Origin of the sequence: Stenotrophomonas sp. 8(2023) (genome assembly GCF_030345295.1) — a bacterium.
Classification (GTDB): Bacteria; Pseudomonadota; Gammaproteobacteria; order Xanthomonadales; family Xanthomonadaceae; genus Stenotrophomonas; species Stenotrophomonas muris.
This window is the reverse complement of record NZ_CP128404.1, coordinates 2,252,251-2,268,122: the sequence shown is the minus strand read 5'-3', so window position 1 is coordinate 2,268,122 and position 15,872 is coordinate 2,252,251. Positions and strand designations below refer to the sequence as shown.

Genomic DNA, 15,872 nt, shown 5'->3' with positions numbered 1-15,872 from the left:
CCAAGTTGTGATGAAGGAATGAAGTTGACGCGTCGCCAGGTGATCGCCGGCGGCGTCACGACCGTGGCAATGTCCGCCGCACCGGGGGCGTCATCGCTCGCCGCCGAACTGGCGACGCCCCCGCCGCCCAGGCCGCCGGTCATCAGCACGGTGGCGTTGACCGTCAACGGCAAGCGGCGGGAGCTTGAGCTCGACACGCGGACTACGCTGCTCGATGCCCTGCGCGAACATCTGAAGCTGACCGGGACCAAGAAGGGCTGCGACCACGGTCAATGCGGTGCCTGTACCGTGCTGGTCAACGGTGAGCGCATCAATGCCTGCCTCAGCCTGGCGGTGCAGCACCAGGGCGATGCCATCACCACCATCGAAGGGCTCGGAACCCCCGATGACCTGCATCCGATGCAGGCCGCCTTCATCAAGCATGACGGCTACCAGTGCGGGTACTGCACGCCGGGGCAGATCTGCTCGGCGGTGGCGGTACTGGACGAGATCAAGCGGGGTCTCCCCAGCCATGTGCAGGCAGACGTCAGCGCACGGCCCCGGGCCACCAACATGGAGATGCGCGAACGCATGAGCGGCAACCTCTGCCGCTGCGGAGCCTATTCCAATATTGCCGAGGCGATGGAAGAGGTTGCAGGCTTGACCCCTGGGAGGCGCGCATGAGGGCCTTCAGTTACGAACGCGCCAAATCCCCGGCCGAGGCCGCCAAGGCCGTCGCCGGTATCGAGGGCGCGAAGTTCCTGGCCGGAGGGACCAACCTGCTCGACCTGATGAAGCTGGAGGTCGAGACGCCAGCGCACCTGGTCGATGTGCAGGACATCGGCCTGGACAGGATCGAACCCACCGACGAGGGCGGCCTGCGCATCGGCACGCTGGTCACCAATACCGCGCTGGCCTCGCATGAGCGCGTGCGCCGCGACTACGCGGTGCTGACCCGCGCGATCGTGGCAGGCGCCTCCGGGCAGCTGCGCAACAAAGCCACCACCGGCGGCAACCTGCTGCAGCGCACGCGCTGCCCGTATTTCTACGACCCCCATCTGCCCTGCAACAAGCGCCTGCCCGGGTCGGGCTGCGGCGCACTCGAGGGGTTCTCCCGGCAGATGGGCGTGATCGGCACCTCGGACAGCTGCATCGCGACCTATCCGGGCGACATGGCGGTGGCGCTGCGGGTGCTGGACGCCTCGATCCAGACCGTCAGCGGTGACGGCAGTACGCGCAGCATCCCGATTGCCGATTTCCATCGTTCCCCCGGCGACAGGCCGCAGCAGGACAACGTGCTGCAGCGCGGTGAGCTGATCACCCACGTCACGCTGCCGGAGCCGCTGGGCGGTCGGCACGTGTACCACAAGGTACGTGACCGCGCGTCCTATGCGTTCGCACTGGTGTCGGTCGCTGCGGTCGTGCAGCGAGACGGTTCGGCGCGGTTCGCCTTCGGTGGAGTTGCGCCGAAGCCGTGGCGCGTCGAGGCAGCCGAACCGCTGCTGCGCGACGGCGTAAAGGCCGCGACCCGGCAGGTGTTCGCCGGCGCCCGTCCGACGCCGGAGAACGCGTTCAAGATCGCGCTCGCCGAGCGCACCCTCGCGGCCGTGCTGGTGGAAGGAGAGCGCTGATGCCCCTTGAATTCAACGCCCCCGCCGGCGACAACCTGTTCGACAAGGCCAAGGTCGTCGGCAAGTCGACGCCGCGCATCGACGGTCCACGCAAGACCACCGGGACCGCCCCCTATGCCTACGAGCGCCACGACGTGGCGCCGAACCAGGCCTACGGCTACATCGTCGGTGCGGGCATCGGCAAGGGGCGCATCATTTCGATGGATGCCTCCCGCGCACGTGCCGCGCCCGGCGTACTGGCGGTCATCACCGCACCGGAAACCAAGCCGGTCGGCAAATCGAACTGGAACAACGCGCCGCTGTTCGGCGGACCCGAAGTGGCCCACTACCACCAGGCCATCGCCTGCGTGGTGGCAGAGACCTTCGAGCAAGCCCGCGCCGCCGCCGCGCTGATCCGCACCCGCTACGAGCGCAGCAAGGGCCGCTTCGATTTCCCGGCCCTGGCACCGACCGCGCCGCTGGCAAAGGGGCGTGACGGCAAGCCCGACCGGCAGGCGCTGGGCGATTTCGACACCGCCTACGCGAGCGCCGCGGTCAAGCTCGACGAGACTTATCACACCTCCGACGAAAGTCATTCGATGATGGAGCCGCACGCCACCATCGCCGCCTGGGAGGGTGACACGCTCACGCTGTGGACGGCGAACCAGATGATCGACTGGGCCAGGCAGGGCATGGCGGCGATCCTCGGCATCGATCCTGCCAAGGTGCGCGTGGACTCGCCCTATATCGGCGGCGGCTTCGGCGGCAAGCTGTTCATCCGCGCCGACGCGGTGCTGGCCGCGTTGGCGGCCAAGCAGGTCGGGCGACCGGTGAAGATCGCGCTGCAACGCCCGTTGATGCCCAACAACACCACGCACCGGCACGCCACCCTCCAGCGCGTGCGGATCGGCTGCGGAAAGGATGGCCGGATCTCCGCCATCGCCCATGAGAACTGGTCGGGCAACATCAACGGCGAGGATGGCGAAAACGGCACCCTGCAGACGCCCAAGCTCTATGCAGGCGCCAACCGCCTGGTGGCCAACTACATCGCCACGCTCGACATGCCCGAAGGCAATGCGATGCGCGCACCGGGTGAAGCACCGGGCCACATGGCGCTGGAAGTGGCGATGGACGAAATGGCCGAGAAGCTGGGCCTCGATCCGATCGCGTTCCGCATCCTCAACGAGCCCGAGGTCGTGCCCGGCGATCCGTCCAAGAAATTCTCCGACCGCAACCTGGTGCGCTGCCTGCGCGAAGGCGCGGAGCGCTTCAACTGGAACAAGCGCAACGCTCGGCCGGCGCAGGTCAGGGAAGGGCATTGGCTGGTCGGCATGGGCGTGTCCGCGGGCTATCGCGGCGCACCGACGATGAAGTCGGCGGCGCGGGTCCGGCTTGACGGCCAGGGCGGGGTGGTTGTCGAGACCGACATGACCGACATCGGCACCGGCTCCTACACGATCATCGCGCAGACGGCAGCCGAGACCATGGGCGTGCCGCTGGACCAGGTCCAGGTCACCCTCGGTGACTCCCGTCATCCCGCCTCCGCCGGTTCCGGCGGCCAGTGGGGCGCGGCAAGCTCCACCGCGGGCGTGTACGCGGCGTGCGTCAGCCTGCGCCGCAAGGTGGGCGAGAAACTCGGCTTCGACGGCGACACCGCAGACTTCGCCAATGGCCGCATCCAGGCGGATGGGCGGACCATCACGCTGGCGGAGGCGGGAACCCTGTCGGCGGAGGACGGCATTGCCTTCGGCGACTTCAAGCAAGGCTACGACGTCGGCACCTATGCAGGACATTTCTGCGAGGTCGCCGTGCATGCCTACACTGGAGAGACGCGCATTCGCCGCATGCTCGCCGTATGCGATGGCGGCCGCATCCTCAATCCGCTGTCAGCACGCAGCCAGGTCATCGGCGGGATGGTGATGGGTGCGGGCGCGACCCTGATGGAGGAGCTGGTGGTCGACAAACGGCTTGGTTTGTTCATCAACCACGACCTGGCCGGCTACGAGGTTCCCGTGCACGCCGACATTCCGTACCAGGAGGTGGTCTTCCTCGACACGCTGGATCCGGTGATCTCGCCGATGAAGGCCAAGGGTGTGGGTGAACTGGGCATCTGCGGGGTTGGCGCCGCGATCGCCAATGCGATCTACAACGCAACCGGCGTGCGCGTGCGCAGCTATCCCATCACCCTGGACAAGCTGTTGCCCGGCTTGCCCGACGTAGGCTGACGGTGCGCATGGACCGACCCGTAGCCTCGCCCACTCTGGAGGTCTCCGCCGCAGGCGGAGGGGAACCCGGCGATCTTGCCGAGGACCTGTCCGCAGCGCCGGGCTTCCTCGCCGAAGGCAGCCCGCGCGGCGTACTCGAGACGGCCTTGACGCGCGTGCGCGCGGGGGAGCATGCCGTGCTCGTGCTGGTGCTGGAAACCGATGGCTCCACCTACGCCGGTGCCGGCGACATGGTGCTGTTCTGCAACGGCAGCCAGGTCGGCTGGCTGAGCGGCGGATGCCTGGAGCCCGAGCTCGCGCGACGCGCGGAGCAGGTGAGCGCGGCAGGGCGGGTCGACTGGATCGAGATCGACACCCGCAGTGACGACGACCTGTTGAGCGGGTCCGCGCTCGGCTGCCGCGGCCGGCTTCGGATTGCGCTGCTGCCGTTGCGTGCCATGTCCGGCATCGACAACGTCATCGAGGTCTGGCTCCGCGAGGGCGTGTCACTCCAGCGCGACCTTCGCACGTCGGGGCAGGTCGTTTTCCGTGCCGGCCATCGCGAGCAGGCGTGGCAGCTGCATCCGATGGAGGGTACACAGCCCTTTGGCGAGGGCGCGTGGCGTTTGCCGTTGCCCCGGCTTCCGCGGGCCCTGGTGTTGGGGGGCGGTCCCGAAACGCCCTTCCTGGTTCCGCTGCTGCGCGGCCTGGGGTGGCGGGTCAGCGTGGCCGAACGGCGAGCGCGCTGGGCCCTAGCCGGGCAGTGCGCGGATACGCATCTTCAGACCAGCCCGGCCGAGGCCCTTCATGGCGACCGGTGCGACGCGGCACTGGTGATGCATCACGATTTCGAACTGGACCGGGAGACGCTGGTGGCCCTGGCTGATACCAACGTCGCGTTCATTGGACTGCTGGGTCCGCGGCGAAGGCGCGAGGACCTGTTCAAGCTGCTGACACCGGATCAGCGCCACCGGCTTTCCCCGAGACTTCGATCACCGGTCGGCCTGAACATCGGCGGCCGAGGGCCGGAGGCGATTTCGCTCAGCATCGCCGCGCAGCTGCAGCAATGGCGAAGCGCGCACGGCAGGTGACTGACGCGCATGCGGTCATCGTGCTTGCTGCCGGCGGGAGCACCCGACTTGGCCAGCCCAAGCAGCTTCTCACCCGGCAGGGCGAGACCCTGGTACATCGCATGGTGCGGTTGGCGCGGGAGCTCGCGCCAGCACAAGTACTGGTCGTGGTGGGCGCGAACGCACAGGCCGTGACATCCAGCATTGCCGGGCTGGATGCCACTCCGGTAGCCAACCACCACTGGGAGCGTGGCCTGGCGAGCAGTCTGCAGGTTGCCGGCGCACACCTGCTGCCCACGGTGACCGCGGTGATGGTCCTGGCATGCGACCAGCCCGCAATCGAGCGCTCGCATCTGCAGGCGCTGCTTTCGGGTGCCCGCGCCGCAGCGTCAACGTGCGCGGGCACCCGCCACGGAAATGCGCTTGGCGTTCCCGCAGTCGTGCCGCGCGCTTGGTTCACCGCTGTCGGTGCAGCCGGTGACCGCGGCTTCGGAGCGCGCCTGCGGCAACTTCCTGTCGATACGGTGCATGTCCTGCAGGCGCCGGAACTGGCCCTGGATATCGATACTCCAGAAGATCTTGCGCGTGCGCGCGATGCGGGCTGGATCGATGCCGGGAGGTGACCCGCATGGTCACTGGGCCAATGCCTGTCGCGCAGGTGACTAGTGCGGGCCACATCGCGCGCCCTCAGGCACCTCGCCCCCGAACATCTGCAGCACCCGATCCGACAGAACAGGTTCCGGCACGTCAGCCAGCACCTGCTCCAGATAGCCCACCGGCTCCAACTGCCATTGAAGCAACGTACCAAGCTGCACAATGGCGGGCGCCCGCTGCTCCGCGTCCAGTGAGACCCGCAACAGCAGATGGTGCGAGCGCCCCTCCAGCCACAACACGGGTATGCCTCGGCAAAGAACCTGGAACTCGGCATCTCGGTGCCGCTCGACGAACTGGAAGCCCTGTCGTGGCCGAGAGTCCACGAACTGCATCGCCTGGCGGCGCAGTTGTGAGAATCGATCGTCGTTGATGTTTTGGAACGCGACAGGCGAGGGCGCCGGCGTCGCCGGCCACTGCGCCTGTGCCGCAACCACCACCACAAGACAGAGCGCGTTGGCCGCCCAGCGGCACCACGCCACTCACCCCTCCGGATGCAGGCGCGTACTGGCGTGTGCGGTAAGGCCGATGCCAGCCATGATCAGGCCCTCCATGACGCGAGGGCCGACGTACTGCTCCAGCTCACCGTTCTCGCGGGCACGCTGCGCGGCCAGCAGGATCTCCAGCACCACCCGAAGACCCGCCAGCGAGCAGTCGGTATCCGCCAAGGCGATGCGCCGGCCCGGCATCTGATGGCGCTCAGGCCAGGGCTGGCCATCGGAGGCGGCGCCGGCGCCGATGCTGTGCAGCAGGGCGATGAGGGTGTTCGGGTCCAACGCGGGGCCGTTGGCGGGCGCATCGTGGATCGGGTGCGGGGCAGGGGAGTGGGGCTGGGTCATGGCGGGGCTCCTTGCGTGCATGCAGAAGCCGCCACCGATAAAGGTGGCGGACGATGCGTGGTTCGAAACCCGGTGTTCGCTAAACCGGCAGGCACAAGGCCTCCACGCACCGCCCGCCATAGCCGGCCGACGGATTGCCAGCCGGCACCACACAGGGTGATGCCGGCTGGCAAGCGTTTACTTCAGCGAACTACCGGGGTTTCGAATCCCGGCCACCCGTTTCCGGTGGCACGCAAAGGAATACGCCCGGTTGTGCGCGATGCCAATGCAGTAAGGCCGATGCCGTCACCACTTTCAACATTTTCAGAATCCTTGCATATGGCGCAACGGGCCTGGAGCCTTGCGCCGCAAGGCTGTTGTCGATGTCGGCGGTGCACGCCTGACGAGTGTCGGCATCCGTCCGGCGAGGCCGTGAACGAGGCGGATGCGACAGGGTTGCCAAAGGCCGCCAGGCGTCAGTAGCCCTTCAACGCGACCTTGGTCCGCTCCAGCCATGCGGCATTGTGGCTGCGTGCGTGACGCGACCAGTGCTGGGCATCATCGATGATGCTGGCGAACAGGCTGCGGGCCTGCTCGCGATCGTCGGGTTGCGGCTGCGCCATCAGCCATTCGGCGTACAGGCAGCGGGCGGCGGCATCGTTTCCGCATTCCACGGCTCGCTCGAACGCGGCACGGGTGCCGGGCGCTTGGGCAGCCGCCAGTGCCTGCGCGTAAAGCAGGGTCTGTTCCGACTTGCGGCGCACATCCGGATGGCGGGCAAATAAGCCGTCCAGCGTCTCCGCCGCACGCGCGGGCTGCCCGGAATCGAGGCGGGCACGCGCCAGGCCGGTCAGAATGTAGGGATCGTCGCCCAGCGGCGAGCTGGCTGCCTGCTCAAGCAGGGTTCTGGCTTCCTCCGCCTGGCCAGCATCCAGCAGTGCCATGCCCAGGCGAACCCGATTCTGCACGGTGGGCGTACGCGCCAGTTCGGCACGCGCGTTGCGCAGGTCCTGGCCCGGGTCCATGAGCTGCTTGGCGGAGCGGATTGCCTGCCGCGCGCCGCGCGAGTTGCGGACTTCCGGGAAGTAGATCGCCAGGAAGTAGACGACGCTGCCGAGCAAAGGGAACGAGAAGAGCAGGATGAGCCAGTAGAGGCTCTGGCCCGAGCGGATGGCGTGCACCGCGAAGTAGATGGCCGCCAGTACGTGGAGTCCGATTCCGACATAGGGCATGTGTGCCGCCTCGTCCTTGTGAGGGGTGGAACTATAGTGGGGGAGGGGTGGGGCGCCAATGGGCGGGGTGATCGAGCGTGACGCGTCACGTTAATGGGGTGGGTTCTGCAGGACGGAGCGCTGCATGCCACTATGTGGCGGGGCTGCATTGATGGAAGGGGATACATGGAACGTACGCAGAAGACGCTAACGATGGCTGATGTTGCTGGATGGGGTTCGGCGCTCGTCACCTTTGGATTGATTCAAGGCGCCTTCTACCTGAAGGCGTATTGGGGCCACTTCGGCCTGGATCCCTTTCAGTTTGTTGCGGTGAGTGAGCTTGCGCTGGCAGGGCTTGCGGGGATCGGCATGGTGTTGTTCTTCATACTGATTGCGCTGCTGCTTGGAGGGTGGGTCGAGGGGAAGGTGACAACGACGCCGTCCCAAGCCAATCTGCTGATGTGGCTGATCCTGACTCTTTGTCTTGTTGGAATGGGTGCCTTGTTTTGGTGGTCCAATGCCTGGCCCGTTTTGATAGGTGTGGCGCTGACGGGCATATGTGCAATGGCAGTACGCCTGTCCCCAGTGTTGCCGGCCGCCGTGAAGAACTCGCCGTGGCTGGTCTATGCGCTCGTGGTGATTGTCTATGTCCCGATCTCGTCAAACTGGCTTGGCTTCGAACGCGCCAAGGCGATTACTTCTGGCAGCAGCAAGCACACGGTCAATGTGACCATTGATGAGAGGGTGCAAGGTCGCCTGGGTTTGGTGGGGCGCTTGGGGGACAGCTATGTGTTTTGGCAGCCGGAGCAGAAGGCTGCAGTTCTTGTGCCAGTGGACAACGTGAGTAGGCTGGAGATTGCGCAAAGACCCGTTTTGCCTGCCAAGCCAGTCCAGTCGCGATAAGGGTTGTTTATCATGGCTAGGAGGCAAGGTGAAGCCAAGAGCCGACTACCCATCTCAGCCTGATGGTGGGTTAAATGATTGCCCGGCCAGCTTTGGCGGATACCGTCATAACGATCGCAGTTAACGGCGACTATCAGTCCCATGCTGCAGAAGAAGTCGACGTAGCGAACAATGGTGTAGTCTGAGGCTAAGGGCTCCCGACTATGGAAGGTCCGCTACCAGTCCAGTGCTCCTCCGGAATTCACGGAGTCAGGGGCTTGCGGCTCTGCAACACCGTGCTTACCGTGCGGTACCCAAGCCATCCCGAACACGAACAGGATTTACCCAGGACTCTGAAAGGGGAAAGTAATGCGATACTCTGACGACTACTTGAGGGAATCTATTCCTCGAGAAGATCCGCCGGGAGCACTTGTTCCAGCGGTGGTTCGTGAGGAAATCGCCGGCTGGATTGAACGCGACGAGATAACGGATCGCAGGCTTGTTTCACGCAGCACGAAATGGACCTATGCCCTTATCAACGAACTGCGGCTGTTTCAGTTCCGCATCCTCAATCCGTACGGCCCGATCTTGCAGCTGTTCCATCCGAACTTGCCACCGCCGAGGTTTATGATTGGCCTGTTCGACGGAGTAGTCGAACGAAACGGGTTCGGGTTCATCGCCCACGTACCAGCGGGCAGCGACTGGCACCTTCATGGCGAGATCGCCTCCTGGCTTGAGTTCCCGAGGCTGAATGCACGTTTTCCGCTGATCATTAGGGAAGTCAGATACGATGAGCATGGCCCCGATCATCCATGCAATGCGACTGCTGCATCATGGGCGAGGTGCAATAGGACCAATCGCTGGGGGATTATTACTGCCGGCCACGCTGCCCCAAGCGCTCGACTCGGATGCCGCGTTTCACTGGAAAGCGGGAGCTACGGCGTTCTCGTCCGGTCCTACCACCCACCAATCGACGCCGCCTTCATTCAGACATCGCCACCCAAAGAGCATGTATCCAAGCTTCCCATTCGTCGATTCCCCGCGTCGGGGCAGCCGGTAATAGCTGAACTCAAAACAGGCCAGCAGTCACGCATTGTCGTGCATGTCGACTCATTCATGCAGGTAGTAAATACTCGGCAATACCCGGTGCAGCTGTTCTTGGATCAGCCATTCCAGCATGGCGACTCGGGGGCACTCATCCGAACGTCCATGCATGAGGCTGTCGGTCTCTACCTCGGAAGCGTGACATCTCCCGCGGTACCGACCGCCAGCGCCGGGCGCGTACTGAACTTCGAGCAGGCAGCTCTTGCTCTGAAAGTGACTCCATACTTGTGAGAGAAAAATGACGAAAAAAGACAAAGAAAGCCTGGATATAGCGATCTTCGTCCCCGGCGATACTGCTGATACTACGCAGCAAGAAAAGGATCCGGCCGCAATAAATCATGGCTTTGAGTGGTTTAGTACGAGCCGCGTGGAGCGGGTCAATGCAACAATCATGAGTCAGTGGGAAGGGACGATCAATCGGCTGATGGAGATGAGCGCCCTGATCGGCTCCAAAGCGAAGGATTGGACGGTCGATGAGATCGAGGTCGGTTTCACATTGAGCGCGAAGGGAGAGTTATTGTTTATCGCCGAGGCGGGTGCCGAAGCAAGTATTACCGTAACGTTGAAGCGTAAGGCACCCAATGGCTAGACGGCTTTTTTGACGAGCAGCGAACGAAGACCTGTTAGGCCCTCCCGCCCACATTCCGGACATGTCGAATCCCGCCGGCACCTGATGCGCAAATGCAAGCCGGACCCAAAGCAGGGCATCGTCGGTACGCAGGTTCAACAGCAGGACTCGGTGCGGGAATTGCCACTGTGGAGATTGCGCGTCCATGACGGCTTCGCTCAGAGCGCAGAGGCACCCCGGGCCTGTACCCACCCGGTGCCGTTCGAGGTGGGCAGCGACAACCAGAGAGCAACGATCATGGAGATAGCCACCTCCGCGGACTGAGGAGAACGCCTGGCGAGAGGTGCGATTAGGAAGATTTATCGGGGGTAGCGCGGAGCCGCAGCCGACCCAAAGCCGTCATTCGGGCAGGAGCATTTTGGGCGCTATGAGTGCCGATGATGGAGCGACGTGCTAGTGACTTGGCGCTTGTCCAAGTCCAGAGTAATGGTCAATTCTTCTGACAGGTCCATCCACGGGCGCATTCCCACCTACCATCTTTTGCTTGGTCAGTGCATCAACGAGGAGACGCCTGCCGGCGTCTCCTTCAAAACGTTCGATCATTCGCATACAGTTCCCCATCCTTAATTTCGTCATCTCGCGCTGCTGGCAGCGGAACAGAGGTTGAAACGAAGGCATCAGGCAGTTACAACCAGCCCCGCTTGAGCCCGGCCATTACTTTGCGATCTGGAGTGAAGATCGCACGCCGAGCTTCTCGATGGTCTTCTTGATCTGCGTAACAGCGGGCCCCAGAGCCGACGAAAGCGGTTGGTCCTCGGTGTTGTCATCGTATGAGATCGGCGTAATGCCCTTGAAGTCCGTGGGGACCTTGATGTCATTGCCCCGTGGAACCAAAAGCAGCGTCCGATGCCGACCAATGCTCGACATGAAGAAGCCAAGTTCGAAGATGACATTATCTCGGGGTGCGGCCTGCTGGCGATGTCGAGCCCTGACGATATCGTCTGCGCTCGCGATAGCGATGCAAAAGTCCGAGGAGCTTACCTGCTCCTCGAGCGCTTCGATCGGATAGGCGCCGACGGGAAATATTTCATCGTCGCTCCATCGAATAACGACGCAGTTTGCATACTGCAAAGCCAACTGGATCTCATCTGCAATCGTCAGTGCCTCGACAGAGCTGACGATGAAGACTCTAGGTCGCGCATTGGCTCTATTTACGTAGCGATTTCGCTGTTCAATGCGCCTGGCGAGATCGGATGCGATGAGTCGCCATGAAATTGGATGCTCGTCCAGCGCAGCGACGAAGGAGGCTTCATCCACCTTGAGCGCTACGCAGGATTCCTCGGCACAGAGCGTGGCGGAACGAGAAATGGTAGGGTTGAGCGCCGACATCTCCCCCACCGTATCGCCCGCCTCGCGTGTGTGATGACGGACGCCATTTACAATGATTCGGAGCTTTCCGGTCAGGACAAAGTAGACGTCGCGATCGGTCTGACCTTGTTCGATAAGGTTCTTACCCGGCGGACACTCCACTAGCGTTCCGGCCTCAACAATTTTGGACGCAAGCTCACGATTCCCCTGAATGATGCGCTGAGCCAGCAGCGCGTCAACCAGCGTGCCTGTCTTTTCAAACCGTTCCTTCATGACTGTGCTCTGCCGTTGGTTATGGATCTACTCTGAGGGTCGAGACGGGCAAGGACCATGGCAGTCGGCGACTGGCGCGCGGCCGTACTTCATTAAAGCCCTTATTATTGGTACTTCCATCACCCGCGAGCAAGGCGACTGGGGAAGGAAGCCTATCTGGGCGAAATTCTGTCGCCGACAAGTCGAGGCCACGAAAGAGCCGCCTACGCGCGATCAAGAGCACCGCGAACGGCGTGTTAACCGCTGGGTCCATGACGATCTCCTGCATAGACAGTACGTCCTTTACGCTCGGGACTGCGTCGACGTTTGGATGTGAGTGCCATTCACCAAGATAGTTGAATCTCGCGTAGTCATGGTCCGTTCGATGGAAGAAGTCCGCCAGAAAGGCCTGATGCTCCGCCGGGTCACGTTCGAAAAAGACACTGGAGCCACCGCTGTGCTGCACAGAAAGGCCAGCAATCAGAAATTCGTCTCCACCCAAGCGTTCTGCAACAAGCACACCGCCAATTTCTCGTCCACGGGCCGTCTTCAGCTCCCGCTCTAGCTTCTCTATGACAAAAGCAGGAATACGGATCCTCATGTGAACTCGGTGGGCCCGGCCAGGACCCGCTGCAAGAAGGAAATCTCCTCGCCAAGTTCCTTCTCGGTCAGCACAGTCTCAGCGACGGCTGGAGGTGGCTCGGGCAAAGCGATGGGATGGGTCTCAAAGGGCTGGGCGAACAGGGCGCAGGGCGATAGGCCCATGACGTAGATCGACCACGGGAAATATGATGGATCTCTCCCCAAAAGCGCATCGATGGCCATGCGCGCCGTATTGGCTGCAATCGTCGTCACGTCGGCGTCGTCCGCCACCATGGGCGCCTCATCGCCTGTTTCATAGTTTTCGACCTGAAGTTCCGAGGCGACGCCTCTGTCCGCAAACCAATTCTCAATCGCACGACGCATCAGGGGCATCGGAGGCTCAATGCCCGGGCGATGCCGTGCGACTAGACCGCCCACGCCGCCCCCAAAAACCTCTGCCCATACTAACGGGATATTGGTGGCCTGAGTGAACCCTGAAAGGATGTTGCCCGCAGCTGGATTCGCCGTCGCGTCCATGATGAGATCGCACTCTGCCAGTCGCGACAGAATGGTCTCGGAGGAACGGCTGGACTCCTGGCCCGCCAATTGTTGGGTGCGCACACGCACTTCGGCGCCGGGCCGTACGCGGCGAATGCGATTGGCAAGAGCCATTACTTTGTGTTGGCCGACCTCACGCCAGTCCAGATCGTGGCGCACCAGGTTATCTGCGCCAAGGATGTCGTCATCCACGAGATCGAACTTCTTGACGCCGGCGCGAGCAAGCATGGTCGCAATCTTGCTGCCCATCGAGCCGCATCCAAGAACGGCGACGCGCTTGTCCGCCAGAAGGCGATGCTCGTCGCTAAGGCGCGCCGCAACGGGCGCAGCGCGTATGACGGAGACCGGGGCGGCATGGTCGTCGAACGCGTGATACGCATGAATGGCGTCGTCCTTCAGGACAATCAGAAGCTGGTCGGCCGCCTGCCATCCCAGGGGCTCGGAACCCGCAGTAAAATCGGCGTAAGAGGCTGTGGATGGAAGGGATTCATGAGCCATCAGACGCCTCACATAAACACGCGCTTTCCATGTTTCAGATCCCAGCATCGACGGCACATCGGGATCCATCCAGGGGTCTTCGCCAGGAAGACCGAGTCCGGTAATGAAGCGAACTACGTTGTCCTCAGTCAGATAGAGGACTGACGAGCCTCGAACACCCGCGCCAGGAAGCAACTGACTCAGGCGTTCCTCAAGGGCACGCGTAAGCGGAAGGCGACTGAATGCGGCGCGAAGGCGCTGGCCTTCCGTGGTCCGATGTGCTGACGCTACGCGCGCATGCTCGTTCGGAGCGGGGTTCTCGCCCTGCAGCAGGCGATAGGCGCTCTCCACCATCTGCCACCCCATGAGCTCCGGTGACCAGTTGTCGGGGCGATACTCCAGGCACAGATCGCCGCCATCCCCGAATTGATGGATCGACCACCGCCCTTGTCCGTCACGCGGCCGTATTGAGGGAGGGGAGTGGGGGAAGGTTTCTGGAAACCGAAGAACGGCCTGATAGACCTGGTGTCCAATGTCTATGTCGCAGTCCACCACCATGCATCCCGCATCAAATCGACAGGGACCCAGGTTCAGCCAATCGGTCCGGTTGGCCAATTCGACCAGCGCTTCACGCTCACGACGGAAGCGCGCCTGATCAGCCAGAAACCAGAGACTAAGCGAAGCCATTGGGTTTGGCCGGTCCGCTCGGCGAATTACGGAAGGCATACGGATCGGCTGCAGACGTCGCCGGCTGCAGCAGAGCGCCGGCAGCCGCGGCTGCCTTGGCCACACGCGCGGTCTTGTCATCCTTCGCGGCCAGTTCGTCGACCGCCGTCGCGTAGTCAAGGCCTTTGCGTTTGCGCGTCGATCCGAAGATCGTCTGCACCGCTTTCGAGCCCTTGTCGTGGGCGACCTGGCCAATCGCAGTCTCAGCGCCGCTGCAGCGACCTTGCTCCGCTTCGGCGACCAGCGTGCCGCGGCTGACCGAGCAGCGAATGAGATCCCCCTTCATGCCCAGACGGGTTGCGGTCATCGGGCCATATTCGAAGCCCACCTGCAGGCCGAGGCTCGAGGCATCCGTGCCCGCTTCATTCAACTTGGCCAGCGCCAAGTCGAAACTGCTGCGCATGCCGCCTGCGCACAGGACCATCGTGCTGATCGTGCGCTCGACGTCGGTTGTCTGTGCCGTGCCTTCGACCAAGAGACCGTGAATGCAGTCGCCAATGAAGCGGACTTTGCGACCCTTGAAGTCCTCGTGCAGCACGGCATCCAACTCGCTACGGAGAACGCGCAGCGCACGGACGACGTGCTTGGCTTTCTCGTCATCGGCGATGTTGGTACCTACGTACTTGGTGAATCCATCGATGTCGCCATAGACGGTAGCGGCGTCCTGTCGGCGGGAGTTCTTGACCGAGAGCGTTTCCAGGTCAAGATCGGCAAACGGAGGGGTGTGTCCACTGAACTCGAACTTGCCAATCGGATTGGCATCAAGGTCGGCCTTCCAGTCCTTGACCACACCGTCGACGGTGCTTGAGAGCTGGGCGATCGCTTGGCTGTTGGCGATCTCCTCAGTCGTGAGGGCCGTTGCGTCCTCATTGGCGGCGGCAGCCAAGCCGATGGCATTGCGCGCCTTGTTGGTCAAATAGATGCCCGTGGCCGACCCACCACCTGAACGCTTTGCCGCGTGATTGGCGGGCTCACCCAGGAACAAGGGCTCACGGTGGCCGCGGCGCCCGTTGTTGACGGCAAGCGCCTGGCCCGTGTCGATACCGACGCGTACCGCTGCCGCAGGATGGTCGGCATCCTCGCCGGTCTTGGCGAGCACGTCGATCATCAACTGGCCGATGGCGATGGCGCGATGGATGCGTTTGGCCTCGTCGTCGTAGGGCTTCGTCACGACTGAGTGCAGGCGCTGGTTGTGGAAGTCGATCAGCAGAGCCCCCTCGTTGTTGAGGATGCGCTCGACCGCACGATAGTGGAGATTCAAAAAGCGCAGGACGCGGCGATGGCAGGTTTCGCCTTCCACCTGCGTGACGTGCAGCATGTCCTTCAAATTGAGGATGTCCGCATACAGGTGTACGCCGTCGACCCGGTAGGCCACATTCTTGGCTAGGCGGTGTAAGTCGGTGTCGCGCACATAATTCTTGATCTGGAAGTCCTTCAACGCGACTTCGTCGATCTTTTGTTGAATGCGCTTGGCGGCGCGATCCTTGTTCCACGTCCGGGTACTCATGGCCGCACCTCCGACGTGGCCAAATGGTGGGCTTGCAGTGATTCCGGACCGACGTGCCTACACATAGATGGAGCTCCTTGGCTCAAGTTTGTTGGCAACGGTGTTCCCTGTCCGTCGCAAGACACGCGACGGGCGTTTTACGTGCGGTTTGCCCCCCGGGGGGCGCCCACATGACCGTCCACGTTCATGTTTATGATTTGTGACGGATGCGCGCATTTCAAGCCCCCCCCCATCGACGGACTTGGACAGACGTCTGCTCTCGTAGGAACTGCAAGAATCGGTAGGGTCCGGCTTTTGTCCGTTAT

At 63.0% G+C, this 15,872-nt stretch carries 15 protein-coding genes; 8 read left to right on the top strand and 7 right to left on the bottom strand.

All coding sequences use genetic code 11. The features are described 5' to 3' along the window. Window positions 1-18 precede the first annotated feature (18 nt). From paoA to QP609_RS10635, 5 genes are read left to right on the top strand one after another with little or no spacing between them, the layout of a single operon-like run. Complete coding sequence (gene paoA, locus QP609_RS10655) at window positions 19-663, top strand: aldehyde dehydrogenase iron-sulfur subunit PaoA (RefSeq protein ID WP_197620861.1); 645 nt, start codon at window positions 19-21, stop codon at window positions 661-663. After that, window positions 660-1,610 (top strand): xanthine dehydrogenase family protein subunit M, encoded by a 951-nt coding sequence (locus QP609_RS10650; RefSeq protein ID WP_197620862.1) that lies wholly within the window; start codon window positions 660-662, stop codon window positions 1,608-1,610. The genes paoA and QP609_RS10650 overlap by 4 nt, the downstream gene beginning before the upstream one ends. Further along, window positions 1,610-3,814 (top strand): aldehyde oxidoreductase molybdenum-binding subunit PaoC, encoded by a 2,205-nt coding sequence (paoC, locus tag QP609_RS10645; RefSeq protein WP_197620863.1) that lies wholly within the window; start codon window positions 1,610-1,612, stop codon window positions 3,812-3,814. The genes QP609_RS10650 and paoC overlap by 1 nt, the downstream gene beginning before the upstream one ends. Before the next feature lie 8 nt (window positions 3,815-3,822). After that, window positions 3,823-4,884 carry an XdhC/CoxI family protein gene (locus tag QP609_RS10640; RefSeq protein ID WP_197620864.1) on the top strand — a complete coding sequence of 354 codons (1,062 nt, stop codon included), beginning with the start codon at window positions 3,823-3,825 and terminating at the stop codon, window positions 4,882-4,884. Next, window positions 4,860-5,486 carry a nucleotidyltransferase family protein gene (locus QP609_RS10635; RefSeq protein WP_197620865.1) on the top strand — a complete coding sequence of 209 codons (627 nt, stop codon included), beginning with the start codon at window positions 4,860-4,862 and terminating at the stop codon, window positions 5,484-5,486. The genes QP609_RS10640 and QP609_RS10635 overlap by 25 nt, the downstream gene beginning before the upstream one ends. A 39-nt stretch (window positions 5,487-5,525) precedes the next feature. Here the strand turns inward: QP609_RS10635 and QP609_RS10630 are convergent, their stop codons facing one another. The 3 genes from QP609_RS10630 to QP609_RS10620 form a co-directional block, all read right to left on the bottom strand. Next, a complete protein-coding gene (locus QP609_RS10630; protein WP_197620866.1) occupies window positions 5,526-5,996 on the bottom strand; it encodes a hypothetical protein in 471 nt (156 codons plus the stop codon). Beyond that, window positions 5,997-6,353: a hypothetical protein gene (locus tag QP609_RS10625; RefSeq protein WP_053496619.1), complete on the bottom strand. Its 357-nt coding sequence runs from the start codon at window positions 6,351-6,353 to the stop codon at window positions 5,997-5,999. Window positions 6,354-6,808: 455 nt separating this feature from the next. Beyond that, window positions 6,809-7,564, bottom strand: a complete 756-nt coding sequence (locus QP609_RS10620) for a tetratricopeptide repeat protein (RefSeq protein WP_197620867.1) — start codon at window positions 7,562-7,564, stop codon at window positions 6,809-6,811. A 165-nt stretch (window positions 7,565-7,729) separates the two neighbouring features. On the opposite strand from QP609_RS10620, the gene QP609_RS10615 reads away from it, so the two are divergent. The 3 genes from QP609_RS10615 to QP609_RS10605 all read left to right on the top strand — a co-directional run bounded on the left by QP609_RS10615 (window position 7,730) and on the right by QP609_RS10605 (window position 10,118). Then, the gene (locus QP609_RS10615; protein WP_197620868.1) at window positions 7,730-8,446 is read left to right on the top strand and encodes a hypothetical protein; all 717 of its coding nucleotides are present in this window, start codon (window positions 7,730-7,732) and stop codon (window positions 8,444-8,446) included. 348 nt (window positions 8,447-8,794) lie between these two features. Beyond that, window positions 8,795-9,760, top strand: a complete 966-nt coding sequence (locus QP609_RS10610; RefSeq protein ID WP_197620869.1) for a hypothetical protein — start codon at window positions 8,795-8,797, stop codon at window positions 9,758-9,760. Between the two features lie 7 nt (window positions 9,761-9,767). After that, window positions 9,768-10,118 carry a hypothetical protein gene (locus QP609_RS10605; protein ID WP_197620870.1) on the top strand — a complete coding sequence of 117 codons (351 nt, stop codon included), beginning with the start codon at window positions 9,768-9,770 and terminating at the stop codon, window positions 10,116-10,118. A gap of 693 nt (window positions 10,119-10,811) precedes the next feature. Here QP609_RS10605 and QP609_RS10600 read toward each other — a convergent pair. The 4 genes from QP609_RS10600 to QP609_RS10585 are packed head-to-tail and all read right to left on the bottom strand — an operon-like array spanning window position 10,812 to window position 15,567. After that, the gene (locus QP609_RS10600) at window positions 10,812-11,738 is read right to left on the bottom strand and encodes a TIR domain-containing protein (RefSeq protein ID WP_142234714.1); all 927 of its coding nucleotides are present in this window, start codon (window positions 11,736-11,738) and stop codon (window positions 10,812-10,814) included. A gap of 19 nt (window positions 11,739-11,757) precedes the next feature. Further along, window positions 11,758-12,318 carry a Mov34/MPN/PAD-1 family protein gene (locus QP609_RS10595; protein WP_197620871.1) on the bottom strand — a complete coding sequence of 187 codons (561 nt, stop codon included), beginning with the start codon at window positions 12,316-12,318 and terminating at the stop codon, window positions 11,758-11,760. After that, a complete protein-coding gene (locus QP609_RS10590) occupies window positions 12,315-14,021 on the bottom strand; it encodes a ThiF family adenylyltransferase (protein WP_185741878.1) in 1,707 nt (568 codons plus the stop codon). The genes QP609_RS10595 and QP609_RS10590 overlap by 4 nt, the downstream gene beginning before the upstream one ends. Further along, on the bottom strand, window positions 14,008-15,567 hold the full coding sequence (locus QP609_RS10585; protein WP_197620872.1) for an adenylate/guanylate cyclase domain-containing protein: 1,560 nt from the start codon (window positions 15,565-15,567) through the stop codon (window positions 14,008-14,010). Before QP609_RS10585 ends, QP609_RS10590 begins: the two co-directional genes overlap by 14 nt. Window positions 15,568-15,872 lie beyond the last annotated feature (305 nt).